Origin of the sequence: Arthrobacter sp. STN4 (assembly GCF_024539665.1) — a bacterium.
Classification (GTDB): Bacteria; Actinomycetota; Actinomycetes; order Actinomycetales; family Micrococcaceae; genus Specibacter.
The window spans coordinates 1-15378 of the sequence record NZ_JAKZGX010000010.1 but is presented as its reverse complement, the minus strand read 5'-3'; the positions used below and the strand labels follow the sequence as shown (position 1 = coordinate 15378).

Sequence of the window (15378 nt, the reverse complement as noted above, 5' to 3'; positions counted from 1 at the left end):
CCTTGTTGGAGCAATAGGAGTTCCAACGGGGCATAGCTACGCCGCTTTGTGCGGGAGGGTTTGTGGGTTTGGCCCCGGTTGTGCGGGAGGGTTTGTGGGGCAGGGGCAGCCGCTGGGCGGGTGTGTGAAGGCGGGGCGGCACGTAGGATGGTGGGGTGGCTTCCTCATCGACCGACAGTTTTGTCCATCTTCACACGCACACCGAATACTCCATGCTCGACGGCGCCGCCCGCCTGACGGAATTGTTCGAGGAAACCAACCGGCTGGGCATGCCGGCGCTGGCCACCACAGACCACGGCTACCTGTTCGGCGCGTTCGACTTCTGGAAGAAGGCCACGGACGCCGGGGTGCGGCCCATCATCGGCGTCGAGGCCTATGTGACCCCCGGCACGGCGCGGACCGACAAGACGCGCGTGAAGTGGCGCACGGATGAAAGCCAAAAGCGCGACGACGTCTCCGGCGGCGGCGCCTACACGCACATGACGCTGCTCAGCTACAACAACCAGGGCATGCGCAACCTGTTCCGGGCCTCCTCGATCGGATCGCTGGACTCCGTGTTCGGCAAGTACCCGCGGCTGGACCGGGAACTGCTCAATGAATACCATCCGGGCCTGATTGCCACCACCGGGTGCCCCTCCGGCGAGGTCCAGACGAAGCTGAGGCTGGGCCAATACAACGAGGCCAAGGCCGCCGCAGCCGAATTCCAGGACATCTTCGGCAAGGAGAACTATTTCTGCGAGCTCATGGACCACGGGCTGGACATAGAGCGCCGTGTCACCAAGGACCTGCTGAAGCTGGCCAAGGAACTGGACATCCCGCTCGTCGCCACGAACGACCTCCACTACACGCACGAACACGATGCCAAGGCCCACGAGGCCCTCCTGGCGCTGCAGTCCGGCTCCACCCTGCTGGAGCCCTCCTACGACCAGGGCGGTTCCCGCTTCGCCTTCAACGGCAGCGGCTATTACCTGAAGTCGCCGGCGGAAATGCGGGCCCTCTTCTCCGAGCTGCCGTCGGCCTGCGACAACACGCTGCTCATTGCCGAACGTTGCGAAGTCTCGTTCAACACCGACGCCAACTACATGCCGAAGTTCCCCTGCCCGCCCGGCGACGACGAGACGTCGTGGTTGGTCAAGGAGGTCGACGCGGGGCTGAAATACAGGTACCCGAACGGCGTTCCCGACGACGTCCGGGCCCGTGCCGACTACGAGCTCGAGGTCATCATCAAGATGGGCTTCCCCGGTTACTTCCTGGTGGTGGCCGACTTCATCAACTGGTCGAAGGACCACGGCATCCGGGTGGGCCCGGGCCGCGGCTCCGGTGCCGGTTCCATGGTGGCCTACGCCATGCGCATCACCGACCTGGACCCGCTCCGGCACGGATTGATCTTTGAGCGCTTCCTGAACCCGGAACGCGTCTCCATGCCTGACTTTGACGTCGACTTCGATGACCGCCGCCGCCATGAGGTCATCAAGTACGTGACCGAAAAATATGGCGACGAGCGCGTGGCCATGATTGTCACCTATGGCAGCATCAAGACCAAGCAGGCCCTGAAGGACTCCTCCCGCGTCCTGGGCTACCCGTTCAGCATGGGCGAGTCCCTGACCAAGGCGCTGCCGCCGGCCGTCATGGCCAAGGACATTTCGCTGGCCGACATTGAGGACCCCAAAGCCAAGCGCTACGGCGAGGCGGGGGACTTCAGGCAGCTGCTGCAGAGCGATCCGGAGGCAGCCAAGGTCTTTGAGACAGCCAAGGGCCTGGAAGGGCTCAAGCGCCAGTGGGGGGTGCACGCGGCGGGCGTGATCATGTCCTCGGACCCCATCATCGACGTCATCCCGATCATGCGCCGTTTCCAGGACGGGCAGGTCATCACCCAGTTTGACTACCCGACCGCCGAGGGCCTGGGCCTGATCAAGATGGACTTCTTGGGGCTGCGGAACCTCACGATCATCACGGACGCGCTGGAGAACATCAAGGCCAACCAGGACATCGACCTGGACCTGGAGCACCTGGAACTGGACGACGCCGAGTCCTACGAACTCATGGCGCGCGGTGACACGCTGGGCGTTTTCCAGCTCGACGGCGGTCCCATGCGCGGGCTCCTCAAGCTCATGCGCCCGGACAACTTTGAGGACATTTCCGCCGTCCTGGCCCTGTACCGGCCCGGCCCCATGGGCGCCGATTCGCACACCAACTATGCACTTCGCAAGAACGGCCTGCAGCCCATCACCCCGATCCACCCCGAGCTGGAGGAACCGCTGGCGGAAATCCTGGGCGGCACCTATGGGCTGATCGTCTACCAGGAGCAGGTGATGTCCATTGCGCAGAAGCTCGCCGGCTACTCGCTGGGCCGGGCCGACATCCTGCGCCGTGCCATGGGCAAGAAGAAGAAGTCGGAACTGGACAAGCAGTACGCCGGCTTCCACCAGGGCATGCTGGACAACGGCTATTCCGACGCGGCAGTGACCACCCTGTGGGACATCCTGCTGCCGTTCTCCGACTACGCGTTCAACAAGGCCCACTCGGCGGCCTACGGCGTGGTCAGCTACTGGACGGCCTACCTCAAGGCCCACTTCCCGGCCGAATACATGGCCGCGCTGCTCACCAGCGTTGGCGACGACAAGGACAAGCTGGCCCTCTACCTGAACGAATGCCGCCACATGGGCATCACGGTCCTGGCCCCGGACGTCAACGAATCGGCGCTGAACTTCACCCCTGTGGGCAAGGACATCCGCTTCGGCATGGGCGCCATCCGCAACGTGGGCGCCAACGTGGTCAACGGCCTGGTCGAATCCCGCACCGAAAAGGGCCACTTCGAGAATTTCTCCGACTTCCTCATGAAAGTCCCGGCCGTGGTCTGCAACAAGCGCACCATTGAGTCCCTGATCAAGGCCGGTGCCTTCGACTCGCTGGGGCACCCGCGACGGGCGCTGGCCATGATCCATGAAGAGGCCATCGACTCCGTCATCACGCTCAAGCGCAACGAGGCCGTGGGCCAGTTCGACCTCTTCGCCGGCCTCGGCGGGGACGCGGAACCCGAATCGGCCCTCGTCACCGACATCCCGGACCTGCCCGAGTGGGAGAAGAAGGACAAGCTCGCCTTTGAACGCGACATGCTCGGCCTGTACGTTTCGGACCATCCGCTGCAGGGCCTGGAAGGGATCCTGAGCCAAAACGCGGACATGTCGATCACCCAGGTGCTTTCCGACGACGGCCCTGCGGACGGGCACATCATCACCATCTCCGGCATGATCACCAGCCTGCAGCGACGCATCGCCAAGAGCAGCGGCAACCCCTACGCGCGCTGCGAGGTGGAGGACCTGGGCGGGTCCGTGGAGGTCATGTTCTTCGGCCAGGTGTACGGCCCCATTGCCAATGTCCTCGCCGAGGACCTGATCGTGGTCATCAAGGGCCGGCTGCAAAAGCGCGACGACGGCGCCATCACCCTCAACGCCATGGAACTCTCGGTGCCGGACCTCAGCGAGGGGCTCGCGGGCCCGCTGGTCCTCCACCTGCCCGAGCACAAGGCCACCGAGCCGGTGCTGCTGGCCCTCAAGGACGTCCTGGGCACCCACCGGGGCAACACCGAGGTCAAGATGCACCTCAGCGGAACCCGCAGCATCAAGGTCATGAAGCTGCCCCTGCACCACCGGGTCAACCCGACCCCCGCGCTCTTTGGCGACCTCAAGGTCCTGTTGGGTCCGGCATGTCTGGAAGGCTGAACGTGGAGGTGCGGCGCAGTTCCCGGCGTACCACGGCTCCGGCCCGTCCGGGCTGGCTGCGGTGGCTTGCCCTCTCCATGGCCGCCGGCATCGTGGCGGGAATCGTATGGTGGCTCGCCGCTCCCGGCGGAGCCTTTTACGGCCAGGGGAAGGATTACACCGTCTGGCCGGGCCGTGACCTGGTCCTGGCGGGCGTGTGCGTACTGTGTGGCCTCCTTGCGGGCATGCTGCTGGCCCGCCACGCCGCCCGGTACGGGACGGGCGCAGCCGCACGTTTCCTGGCGGTGCTGGCGGGAGGGCTGCTCGGCTCGGTCCTGGCCTGGCGGGTCGGTGTCTTTGCGGGGGACCTCTTCCAGACGCCGCCGGACAACATGCCCAGCCCCAGCATGGTCTTCTCGCTGCGGTCGCCCTCGGTCCTGCTGCTGTGGCCCCTGGCAGCCTCCGCCGTGGTGTTCGTTTACGCGTTCCTCGCCTACACCTTTGTGCCACAGCCCCGCACCACCCGGTAAACTTGCCGTGTGAGCATCCCTGAAACCCCCGTGTCCAATCCCTCCGACGCCGCGGCGGCAACCGCCCCGGGGAGCGGCGCCCGTTTCACCTTTTCCCGCACCGACCTGCGCGGGCAGACCATGACCCTGACCGGGCTCAAGGGCGCCGTCCCGCGCGCAGCAGCCGCCACCGCCGCCACGGCCGAGGACGCCGTCTCCGGCATCATCGCCGACGTGCGCACCCGCGGTTTTGCGGCCCTGTCCGAGCTGGCTGAAAAATTCGACGGCGTGGAGCAGGCCCACCCGCGCGTCCCCGCCGCGGCGCTGCGCGAAGCCCTGGAAAAGCTGGACCCCGCCGTGCGTGCGGCCCTGGAGGAGTCCATTGCCCGGGCCCGGGCCTTTGCCGCCGTCCAGCGCCCGGCCGACGTCGACCATCCCGTCGCCGACGGCGCCGTCGTCTCCCAGCACTGGATCCCGGTGCGACGCGTCGGGCTGTATGTTCCCGGCGGCCTGGCGGCCTACCCGTCCTCGGTCGTCATGAACGTGGTCCCCGCCCTCGCTGCCGGCGTTGGATCCGTGGCGCTGGCGTCACCGCCGCAAAAGGCATTTGGCGGCCTGCCGGACCTGACTGTCCTGGCCGCCGCAGCCCTGCTGGGCATTGAGGAGGTCTATGCCATGGGCGGGGCGCAGGCCATTGCCGCGTTCGCCTACGGCATCCCGGCCGGCACCACGGCCCAGGGCGGCGGCGACGCCCTGGAGCCTGTCGACGTGGTCACGGGACCCGGGAACATCTTCGTGGCCACCGCCAAGAGGCTGGTCAAGGGCGTGGTGGGGATCGACGCCGAGGCAGGGGCCACGGAGATTGCCGTGCTGGCCGACCACACGGCCAACCCGGCGTATGTTGCGGCGGACCTGATCAGCCAGGCCGAGCACGACCCCAACGCGGCCTCCGTCCTGGTGACCACCTCCATGGAGCTGGCGGACGCCGTCGACCGTGAACTGGCAGTCCAGGTGGCCCGGACGGGGCACCGGGAACGTGTGGAGACGGCGCTATCCGGGCCGCAGTCGGGCACCGTCCTCGTGGACGACATCGCCCAAGGTGTTGCCGTGTGCAATGCCTACGCGGCCGAGCACCTCGAGGTCGTGACCGAGGACGCGGCGGGCGTGGCTGCGCGGATCACCAACGCCGGTGCCGTTTTTGTGGGGGACTACAGCCCCGTGAGCCTGGGCGACTACTGTGCCGGGTCCAACCACGTGCTGCCGACCAGCGGCACGGCGGCCTTTTCCTCCGGCCTGAACGTCACCACGTTCCTGCGCGCCGTCCAGTTCATCAACTACAACAAGGCGGCCCTGGGCCAGGTGGCCGGGCACGTCGTGGCGCTGGCGCAGGCCGAGGGCCTGCCCGCGCACGGCGACGCCGTCTCGGCACGCTTCGCCTGAGACGGCAAACCACTACATATGGTACTTACGCGATTGTAATTTCCCCATATGTAGCCATAGACTGACAGCAATTGTTCCTGGAGGGAGCCGGATGTACTGCCCGTTCTGCCGCAATCCCGACTCGCGCGTGGTTGACTCGCGCGTGTCCGACGACGGGTCCTCCATCCGCCGCAGGCGCCAGTGCACCGAGTGCGGGCGCCGCTTCAGCACAGTGGAAACGGCCAGCCTGTCGGTGACCAAACGCTCCGGCGTGGCCGAACCCTTCAGCCGCAGCAAGGTCATCAGCGGCGTGCGCAAGGCCTGCCAGGGCCGTCCCGTCACGGACGACGACCTGGCCTTGCTGGCACAGGAGGTCGAGGAATCCATCCGGGCCAGCGGCGCCGCCGAAATTGACGCGCACGACGTCGGCCTGGCTATCTTGGCACCGCTGCAGCGCCTGGACCTGGTGGCCTACCTGCGCTTTGCCAGCGTCTACCAGGCCTTCGAGTCCCTGGACGATTTTGAAAAGTCCATCGAGGCGTTGCGCCGCGAATATCCGGCGGGCCGGCCGGGGTCGCTGAACCCCTAGGCCGGGCCGCCGGACCCGCGACCCCGGGCTACTTGGTGATCTTGAAGTGGACGGCCGCCTGCAAGGCGCCGCCCACAATGCCCGCGTTGTTCGCCAGCTCCGCGGGGATGATCTTGGTGCGCAGCTTCAGGGCCGGCAGGTAGTCCTCGCTGCGCTTGGAGATCCCGCCGCCGACGATGAACAGTTCGGGGGAGAAGAGGAATTCGACGTGGGAGAAGTAGCGCTGCAGCCGCACGGCGTATTCCTCCCAGCTCAGGCCGTCGCGTTCACGGGCGCTGGCCGAGGCCCGTGATTCAGCGTCAAAGCCGTCAATTTCCAGGTGGCCCAGCTCCGCATTGGGAATGAGCCGGCCGTCGTTGATGAAGGCGGAGCCGATGCCGGTGCCGAGGGTGATGACCAGGACGGTGCCCTTGACACCCTTGCCGGCGCCGTAGCGGGCCTCGGCCAGGCCGGCGGCGTCGGCGTCGTTCATCACCTGGACGTCGCGGCCCAGCTCATCGGTGAAAATCTTGTCCACGTCCGCGTCAATCCAGGACTTGTCCACGTTCGCGGCGGAGCGGGCAATGCCCTGGCTGATGATGGCCGGGAAGGTGATGCCCACCGGCGCGTCGGCGGCCGGGGCATGCTTGCGGGTCATGAGTTCGTCCACGATCTCCTTGACCACCTTGGCGACGGCCTGCGGGGTGGACGGTTGGGGCGTGTCGATCCGGTAGCGGTCGCCCTCCATCTCGCCGGTTTCCAGGCGGACGATCCCGCCCTTGATGCCGGTGCCGCCAATGTCAATGCCGATGACGGTTTCCGTGGACGAGTGCTTCTTGGACATGCAGGGCTCCAGACGTGGAAGTGGCAGGTTCTCGCGGGGACTGGTTCGGGCGGGAAAGGCTCAGGGCAGGGTCAGGACCTCGGCGCCCGAGCCGGTGACCACCAGGGTGTGCTCGAACTGGGCGGTGCGCTTGCGGTCCCGGGTGACCACCGTCCAGTCGTCGTTCCACATGTCCCACTCGATGCCGCCCAGGGTCAGCATAGGTTCGATGGTAAACACCATGCCTTCCTTCAGCACAGTGTTGTAGGCCGGCGCGGCGTCATAATGCGGAATAATCAGGCCGGTGTGGAAGGCCTCCCCGACGCCGTGGCCGGTAAAGTCCCGCACCACCCCGTAGCCGAAGCGCTTGGCGTAGGCGGAAATGGCGCGGCCGATGACGTTGATCTCCCGGCCGGGCGCCACGGCCCGGATGGCGCGGTTGAGGGATTCCCGGGTCCGCTCCACCAGCAGGCGTGACTCCTCGTCGACGTCGCCCACCGTGAACGTCCAGTTGGTGTCGCCGTGGACGCCGTTCTTGTACGCCGTGATGTCGATGTTGATGATGTCCCCGTCCTGGACCACCGTGCTGTCCGGGATGCCGTGGCAGATGACCTCGTTGAGCGAGGAACACAGCGACTTAGGGAAGCCGCGGTAGCCCAGCGTGGACGGGTAGGCGTGGTGGTCCAGCAAAAATTCGTGGCCCACGCGGTCCAGCTGGTCCGTGGTGACGCCGGGGACAATGTGCCGGCCCACCTCAACGATGGCCTGCGCGGCGATCTTGGAGGAGATGCGGATTTTTTCCAGCGTCCCGGCGTCCTTGACTTCGGAGCCGGTAAACGGCGCCGGACCTGCCTTGCCCACGTATTCGGGCCGGGCGATGGAGGCGGGGACAGGCAGCTGCGGGCTGACGGTGCCCTGGACCAGGGTGCCAAGGGGTGCGGTGGCGGCAGTGGAAGACATGGACCCATCCTATAAGTTTTGCTGCACGGCCGTGGCGCCGGGCCTATGATGGCAACAACCGTCCCGCCGCACTGGAGGAAAAATGCCGCAGTATTGGTACAACGTCAACACGCACCAGGTGGAACAGGATGCGCAGTCCGGCTGGAAGGAACTGATCGGCCCCTATCCCACGCGGGAGGAGGCCGAGGCGGCCCTGGCCAAGGTCCACCAGCGCAACGAGGAGTGGGAAGCCCGGGACGAGGACTGAGCCTGCCGTGAAGCAGCCAGTCGATGCGGGCCCCGGGGCCCTGGCCGGCCGGAACCCGGCCGGACAGTCCCTTCTTCGCCGCGCCGGAAGGGCGGCGGCCATCGCCTGCGGGGCCGTGGCCGGGCTGGCTGTGCTCACGGTCCTCGAGGGACTGCTGGCCTATGAACGGCTGGCCCTGAAGGAACGCGTGGACGCCGTTCCCGCCACCGGATATTTTGGCCGGCACGACGACGGCCGGGAACCGTTGCGCCTGGCGCTGCTGGGCGATTCGCTGGCCGTGGGCTACGGCGCCGCCGTGCCGGAAGGCTCGGTCGGCTACATGCTGGCCGACGGCCTGGCCGCAGCCACCGGCCGCCCCGTCACCCTGGACAACGTGGCGCTCATCGGGGCCACCTCCGAGGACCTGGTGCTCCAGGTGGCCGCCCTTGATGCCCGGGGGCTGCGCCCCGACGTCGCGGTCATCATTGTTGGCGGCAACGACATCTTGCACCTGCGCAACTTCAGCCGCTCGCTGGCCGCCCTGGCCGAGACGGTCCGGGCCCTGCGGCGGCGCGGCAGCCAGGTGGTCCTCGCTTCCTGCCCGGACCTGGGGACCGTCTCGGTGTTCCTGCAGCCGCTGCGCTTCAGCGCGCACTGGATGAGCCTGATGCTGGCCACCGGACAGACCATTGTGGTGCTGCGCAATGGCGGGCGGACCGTCTCCCTGGCGGACCTCCTGGGACCGATCTTCCGGCGCAAGCCCAAGCAGATGTTCTCAACCGACCGCCTGCACCCGTCCGCCCACGGCTATGCGCAGGCGGCCATGGTGATGCTGCCCAGTGTGGTGGCTGCTGCCGGCTACAACAACGGCGGCCTGGCCGGTGTCCCGCACCGGGTCTACCGGAAGGGGCGCCGGAGGCCCCTGGCCTGGTTTGCCTTCCGGGCCTCGCGGCGCTCGGGGACGGAAGTGCGGCTCGTCTCGGGCCGGCGGGGACGCGACATTTCCGTCCGGCACGTCCCGCATGTCCGCCGGAAGGCCGGCCCCGGCCGGGCGTGAACCTGCGCGGGTCCCGGGAGGGCTAAAAAGTGTGCTCCGGGCCGGGGAACGCGCCGGAGCGCACGTCGTCGCCGTACGCGTGGGCGGCGTCGGCCAGCACGGTGCGCAGCTGGGCGTACTGCTTGACGAACTTGGCGATCCTGCCGGTGCGCAGCCCGGCCATGTCCTGCCACACCAGTACCTGGCCGGTGGTGCCGTTCCCGGCCCCGATGCCCACGGTCGGCACGTCAATGGCGGCCTCCACGGCGGCGGCCGTGTCGGCCGGGACCATTTCCATCAGCACACAGAACGCGCCCGCCCGGGCCAGGGCAACGGCGTCGTCCACCATGGCACGGGCGGCGTCACCGCGCCCCTGGACCCGGTAGCCGCCCAGCATGTGCTCGCTTTGCGGTGTGAAGCCGATGTGCGCCATGACGGGGACGCCGGCCTGGGTCAGCGCCCGGACGGTGGGGGCGTAGTAGGCGCCGCCTTCCATCTTGACGGCATGGACCAGGCCCTCCTTCATGAGCCGCACGGAGGAGGCGATGGCCTGTTCGGGGGATTGTTCGTAGCTGCCAAAGGGGAGGTCGGCCACCACCAGGGCGCGCTTGGCGCCGGCGGTGACGGCGCGGGAAAAGATGATCATTTCATCGAGCGTGATGGGCAGGGAGGTCTCGTTGCCCAGGACGTTGTTGGAGGCCGAATCGCCCACCAGCAGCACTTCGATGCCGGCTTCGTCGAAGATCTGGGCCGTGTACTGGTCATAGGCGGTGAGCATGGCGAACTTTTCGCCGTTGCGCTTGGCCGCCTGCAAATGGTGGGTGCGGACGCGGGCCGCCGTCGCGGGAATGGCCCGGCCATAGGGTGCGGCCACTTCGGCGGGGACGGGCGCCTCCGCGGCGGACGATGCAGGGGCGGACAGGGCAGGCTCTGGGGTGCTTGTTGAAGGCATGCCTAGAGCTTATTACGAGTCGGTTCACAAGTTCTTGTCCTGGCACCCGGGAGTACTGAGTAGAGTATGACTCGAAGGCCCGAGGTGGTGGCGCCAGCCATGGATGCCGGGTTCCTGCACAGGGCTTCAGCCATCCGCGGTGAATGAAAAGGAAGTGAGGGCCATAGTGGACCGTCAACAGGAATTTGTGTTGCGCACCATCGAAGAACGGGACGTCCGTTTTGTCCGGATGTGGTTCACCGACGTGGTGGGCAGCCTGAAGTCGGTGGCGCTGGCCCCGGCTGAGGTTGAAGGCGCGTTTACCGAAGGCCTGGGCTTCGACGGTTCAAGCATTGAGGGCCTCTCGCGCGTGTTTGAGTCCGACATGTTGGCCCAGCCGGACCCGTCCACCTTCCAGATCCTGCCCTGGCGCGGGACCACCGAGCAGACGTCGCGCATGTTCTGCGACATCCTTACGCCCGACGGCGAACCCTCCGCCGCTGATCCCCGCAACGTGCTCAAGCGCACCCTGGCCAGGGCCGCCGACATGGGATTCACGTGCTACACGCACCCCGAGATCGAGTTTTACCTGCTCAAGAGCGACAGGCCCGGCCCGGACGGGATCCCCATTCCCGTCGACCAGGCCGGCTACTTTGACCACGTGCCCGGCGGGGTGGCCCAGGACTTCCGCCGTACGGCCGTGACGATGCTCGAGGACGTCGGCATTTCGGTGGAGTTCAGCCACCACGAGGGCGGACCGGGCCAGAACGAGATCGACCTGCGCTACGCCGACGCGCTGGCCACGGCGGACAACATCATGACGTTCCGCACGGTCATCCGCGAAGTGGCCATCCAGCAGGGCACCTATGCCACGTTCATGCCCAAGCCGTTCTCACAGCATCCCGGCTCCGGCATGCACACCCACTTCTCCCTGTTCGAGGGGGACACCAACGCGTTCCATGAGCCCGGGGCCGAGTACCAGCTGTCCAAGACGGCCCGCCAGTTCATGGCCGGCATCCTGCGCCACGCACCGGAATTCACGGCCGTCACCAACCAGTTCGTGAACTCCTACAAGCGCCTCTGGGGCGGGGGAGAGGCGCCCAGCTACGTCTCCTGGGGCCACAACAACCGCTCGGCGCTGATGCGCGTGCCGCTGTACAAGCCCGGCAAGGGCCAGGCCTCGCGGCTGGAATACCGCGGGATCGACTCGGCAGCGAACCCGTACCTGGCGTATGCGGTGCTGCTGGGGGCCGGGCTGAAGGGTATTGAGGAAGGCTACGAGCTGCCGCCGGCGGCCGTGGAGGACGTCAGCGCCCTGACCACCGCCGAACGCCGCGCCCTGGGCCACCATCCGCTGCCGTCCAGCCTGCACGACGCCGTGCGTCAGATGGAGGAATCCGAGCTCATGCCCGAGATCCTCGGCGAACAGGTCTTTGACCACTTCCTGCGCAACAAGCGCGACGAATGGCAGGACTACCGCCTCCAGGTCACCCCGTACGAGATCGACCGCTACCTGGGGGTGCTTTAGGCCCACCCATGAGTTCCCTGACGCGCACCTTGATCACCCTGGGCTTCTCCGACCTGGAAAAGAGCGAGAGGTTCCTGGGTTTCCGGGAACTTGCCGACATCGACCGGGACGAACTGCTCACGGCACTGAAATCCGCCAACGACCCGGACCTGGCCCTGCAATCCCTGGTGCGGCTGCTCAGCGCCGTGCCGGCCGCCCGCGGCAGGCTCACCGCCGTCGACCCCGAAACGGGCGCGGCCGTGCCCAACGAGGCGCTGTTCCGGCTGCTGGGTGCCTCGGAGGCCCTGGTGGACTTCCTGATCCGCCACCCTGAACACCTTGACGTCCTGGACACGCCGGCATCCCCGGAGCCGGCAGCGGTTCCGCAGGCCGTGCTGCGTGACTCGCTCCTGTCCTCGGTGCGCGCTTCCCCCGGGGCGGCCGTTCCCGGGGCGGGGCTGACCGGCACGGAGGCAAGGATCGCGCTGCGGACCCAGTACCGGCGGCACCTGGTGGAACTGGCCATCCGGGACCTTTGTGCCGCCTCGCCGCAGGACGTCATGCCGATGGTGGGGGCCGAACTTGCGGACCTGGCCGCAGCCGCGCTGGAGGCCGCCCTGGCCGTGGCACGGGCCGAGCTCGCAGCGCAATTCCCGGCCGGGGACGTTGCCGCCGTCAAGTTTGCCGTCATCGGCATGGGCAAGTGCGGTGCCCGCGAACTGAACTACATTTCCGACGTCGACGTCATGTACGTGATCGAGGTGGACGGTGCCGGGCTGCCGGATGAGGCGCAGGCCGTCACTGTGGGCAGTGCGCTGGCCTCTGCCGTGTCGCAAACCATCTACGCCCCGGAACGTGAACCGGGGCTGTGGGAAGTGGACGCCAACCTGCGCCCGGAGGGCAAGGACGGGCCCCTCGTGCGCACGCTGGGATCCTACCTGAGCTATTACCAGCGCTGGGCCGCCGACTGGGAGTTCCAGGCACTGTTGAAGGCGCGGGCGATGGCCGGCGACCAGGAGCTGGGTGAACGGTTCGAACACGCCGTGGCGCCACTGATCTGGACCTCCTCGGAACGGGAGGGGTTTGTGGCCTCCGTGCAGGCCATGCGCCGGCGCGTTACCGCCAACATCCGCGACTCCGAGGCCGGCCGGCAGATCAAGCTGGGCAAGGGCGGGCTGCGCGACGTTGAATTCACGGTCCAGCTCCTGCAGCTGGTCCACGCCAAGAACGACGTTTCCCTGCAGCAGCGGGGGACAACCGCGGCCATCCAGGCCCTGACGGCGGCCGGCTACATCGGCCGAACCGACGCCGCCAAGCTGGATGCCGCATACCGCTACCTGAGGGTGCTGGAGCACAGGATCCAGCTGGTCCACATGCGCCGGACCCACCTGATGCCCACCGCACCGGACCAGCTGCGCGCCCTGGCGCGCGCCGTGGCAGGCCCCATGAACCTCAAGCGGCCCAGTGCCGAATCCCTAATGGAAGACTGGGGCCGGGTCAAGCGGCAGGTCCATGCGCTGTACGAACACATTTTTTACCGTCCCATCCTGGCCTCGGCCGCGCACCTGAGCGCTGCGGATGCCGCCCTGACCACCGACACCGCCCGGGCCCGCCTGGCCGCGCTGGGCTACCGCGACGCCGTCGGCGCCCAGCGCCACATCGAGGCCCTCACGGCCGGGGTGAGCCGCCGGGCGGCCCTCCAGCGCCAGCTGCTGCCGGTGCTGCTGGGGTGGCTGGCGGACGGCGTCGACCCCGATTCCGGGCTCCTGGCCTTCCGCCGGGTCAGTGAGGCGCTGGGGACCTCCCACTGGTATCTGGGGATGCTGCGCGACCACCAGGCGGCTGCCGAGCGGCTGTGCCATGTCCTCTCCAGCTCCCGGCTCGTGACCGACCTGCTGGAGGTTTCCCCCGAAGCCACGGCCTGGTTCGGCAATGACAAGGAACTTCGCCCGGTGGCGTTTGAGGCCCAGTGGGCTGAAATCCAATCCAAGATGTCGCGGCACCCGGAACCCGCCGAGGCCATCCGGCTGATCCGCCTGATCCGCCAGCGCGAGGTCCTGCGCACGGCCATCGCAGACTGTTCCGGGCTCCTGTCCCAGGACCAGGTCTCGAAGGCGCTCAGTGACGCGGACCGGGCGGCGGTGCTCGGGGCGCTGCTGGTGGCCGAGGCCGACGTCCAGGCAGGTGCGCCCGCCCTGACCCGGGTCCTGGTGGTGGCCATGGGCCGGCAGGGCGGACGCGAGATCGGCTACGGATCCGACGCCGACGTCATGTTTGTCCACCGGCCCGTGGACGGCGCCGACGAGGTGCAGGCCCAGGCGCAGGCCAAGGACGTCGTGGCGAAACTGACGTCCATGCTCACCCAGCCCGTCCGCCCTGCCATCATGGCCGAGCGGGTGCTGAGCATTGACGCGGACCTGCGTCCCGAGGGCAAGAACGGGCCGCTGGTGCGTTCCCTCGAGGCGTACCGCGAGTACTATGCCAGATGGTCCTCACCCTGGGAGGCGCAGGCGCTGCTCCGGGCCCGGCCGATGGCCGGCAGCGACGAACTGGCCGCCGACTTCATCGCCATGATTGACCCGGTCAGGTACCCGGCGGCGCTGGGGGAGACCGAACTGCGTGAGATCAAGCGCCTGAAGGCCCGCATGGAATCGGAGCGGCTGCCCCGCGGCGCCGACCCGGCACGGCACGTGAAGCTGGGCCGCGGCGGCCTGAGCGATGTTGAATGGCTGGTGCAGCTGTGGCAGCTGCAAAATGCGCACGCCGAAGCGTCCCTGCGGACCACTCAGACCATCGGGGCGCTCCATGCCGCCCTTGCGCTGGGGATTGTTGACCGGGAGGACGCCGGCGTCCTCGAAGGCGCCTGGCGGCTGGCCGGCAAGATCCGCAACGCCAATGTCATTTGGAGCGGCAAGCCCTCGGACGTGTTGCCGTCCGCCCGCGGGGACCTGGAGGCCGTGGCCCGGTGGTGCGGCTACGAACCCGGCAATGCGGCCGCCTTCGAGGAGGACTACCTGGGTCTCACACGTCGGGCCCGGGCCGTCTTTGAGCGCCTCTTCTACGGATAGCGGGCGCCGGGCGGCTTCCGGTGATGGCCGGATGTTGGGCCCGGCTGCTGCCCGTTATGGCCCGTTGTAACGCTGGCACCAACTTGGGTGGTTTAATGTTGGACATTTTGGGTGCGGGTGGCTGACACTGTAAGTGACAAGCGCATACTTCCAAAAGTTATGCCTGCCAAGGGTAATCCTTCCTGGGGGAGGGCCTTGGGGCCGTCCGGCCGGTCGCACGTACTACCATTCGAGGGGTCTTCCATGCTAAGAAGTCAAGCGGTTAAACGACCACGGGTCGGCAGGATTGCGGTGCTGGGTGCGCTGCTGACCGCCGCGGCCATGTTGTTTGGATTTGGCGCGGCTTCAGCTGCCACTGCCCCACAGGCTGCCATGAACGTCTCCCGCACGGAGGTTGCCCCGGCTGCCGCGGTCTCACAGGGCCAGTGGATTTGGCCGTATTCAATCACGGAGTCGGGTTCGACGGCGTTGGCGGGTCAGTGGATCTGGCCGTATTCGGCGAAGGGTTCGACGGCGTTGGCGGGTCAGTGGATCTGGCCGTATTCGGCGAAGGGTTCGACGGCGTTGGCGGGTCAGTGGATCTGGCCGTATTCGGCGAAGGGTTCGACGGCGTTGGCGGGTCAGTGGATC

The 15378-nt window shown here is 67.6% G+C and carries 11 protein-coding genes; 8 read left to right on the top strand and 3 right to left on the bottom strand.

Annotated elements, in window-relative coordinates; genetic code table 11:
• Positions 1 to 155 precede the first annotated feature (155 nt).
• The 4 genes from dnaE (at position 156) to nrdR (ending at position 6218) form a co-directional block, all read left to right on the top strand.
• Positions 156 to 3722 (top strand): DNA polymerase III subunit alpha, encoded by a 3567-nt coding sequence (gene dnaE, locus MMF96_RS09370; protein ID WP_176618399.1) that lies wholly within the window; start codon positions 156 to 158, stop codon positions 3720 to 3722.
• Entirely contained in the window at positions 3707 to 4231 is a 525-nt protein-coding gene (locus MMF96_RS09365; RefSeq protein ID WP_176618398.1) for a hypothetical protein, read from the top strand. The genes dnaE and MMF96_RS09365 overlap by 16 nt, the downstream gene beginning before the upstream one ends.
• Before the next feature lie 120 nt (positions 4232 to 4351).
• Positions 4352 to 5650 (top strand): histidinol dehydrogenase, encoded by a 1299-nt coding sequence (gene hisD / locus MMF96_RS09360; RefSeq protein WP_256883434.1) that lies wholly within the window; start codon positions 4352 to 4354, stop codon positions 5648 to 5650.
• Positions 5651 to 5741: 91 nt separating this feature from the next.
• Complete coding sequence (gene nrdR, locus MMF96_RS09355) at positions 5742 to 6218, top strand: transcriptional regulator NrdR (protein ID WP_176618397.1); 477 nt, start codon at positions 5742 to 5744, stop codon at positions 6216 to 6218.
• A 28-nt stretch (positions 6219 to 6246) separates the two neighbouring features.
• Here the strand turns inward: nrdR and ppgK are convergent, their stop codons facing one another.
• Both ppgK and map read right to left on the bottom strand, forming a co-directional pair.
• Positions 6247 to 7041, bottom strand: a complete 795-nt coding sequence (gene ppgK, locus MMF96_RS09350; RefSeq protein ID WP_176618396.1) for a polyphosphate--glucose phosphotransferase — start codon at positions 7039 to 7041, stop codon at positions 6247 to 6249.
• A gap of 60 nt (positions 7042 to 7101) precedes the next feature.
• Positions 7102 to 7980 (bottom strand): type I methionyl aminopeptidase, encoded by an 879-nt coding sequence (map, locus tag MMF96_RS09345; RefSeq protein ID WP_256883389.1) that lies wholly within the window; start codon positions 7978 to 7980, stop codon positions 7102 to 7104.
• A gap of 82 nt (positions 7981 to 8062) precedes the next feature.
• Between map and MMF96_RS09340 the strand changes: the two genes are divergently transcribed.
• Both MMF96_RS09340 and MMF96_RS09335 read left to right on the top strand, forming a co-directional pair.
• Positions 8063 to 8227, top strand: coding sequence for an SPOR domain-containing protein (locus MMF96_RS09340; protein WP_256883388.1), 165 nt, complete (start codon positions 8063 to 8065; stop codon positions 8225 to 8227).
• A 7-nt stretch (positions 8228 to 8234) separates the two neighbouring features.
• On the top strand, positions 8235 to 9263 hold the full coding sequence (locus MMF96_RS09335) for an SGNH/GDSL hydrolase family protein (protein WP_256883387.1): 1029 nt from the start codon (positions 8235 to 8237) through the stop codon (positions 9261 to 9263).
• 22 nt (positions 9264 to 9285) lie between these two features.
• Here MMF96_RS09335 and panB read toward each other — a convergent pair whose 3' ends face one another.
• Positions 9286 to 10194 (bottom strand): 3-methyl-2-oxobutanoate hydroxymethyltransferase, encoded by a 909-nt coding sequence (gene panB / locus MMF96_RS09330; RefSeq protein WP_256883386.1) that lies wholly within the window; start codon positions 10192 to 10194, stop codon positions 9286 to 9288.
• Between the two features lie 166 nt (positions 10195 to 10360).
• Between panB and MMF96_RS09325 the strand changes: the two genes are divergently transcribed.
• Positions 10361 to 11701, top strand: coding sequence for a glutamine synthetase family protein (locus tag MMF96_RS09325; RefSeq protein WP_176618391.1), 1341 nt, complete (start codon positions 10361 to 10363; stop codon positions 11699 to 11701).
• Positions 11702 to 11709: 8 nt separating this feature from the next.
• Positions 11710 to 14748, top strand: a complete 3039-nt coding sequence (locus MMF96_RS09320; RefSeq protein WP_256883385.1) for a bifunctional [glutamine synthetase] adenylyltransferase/[glutamine synthetase]-adenylyl-L-tyrosine phosphorylase — start codon at positions 11710 to 11712, stop codon at positions 14746 to 14748.
• Positions 14749 to 15378: the final 630 nt, after the last annotated feature.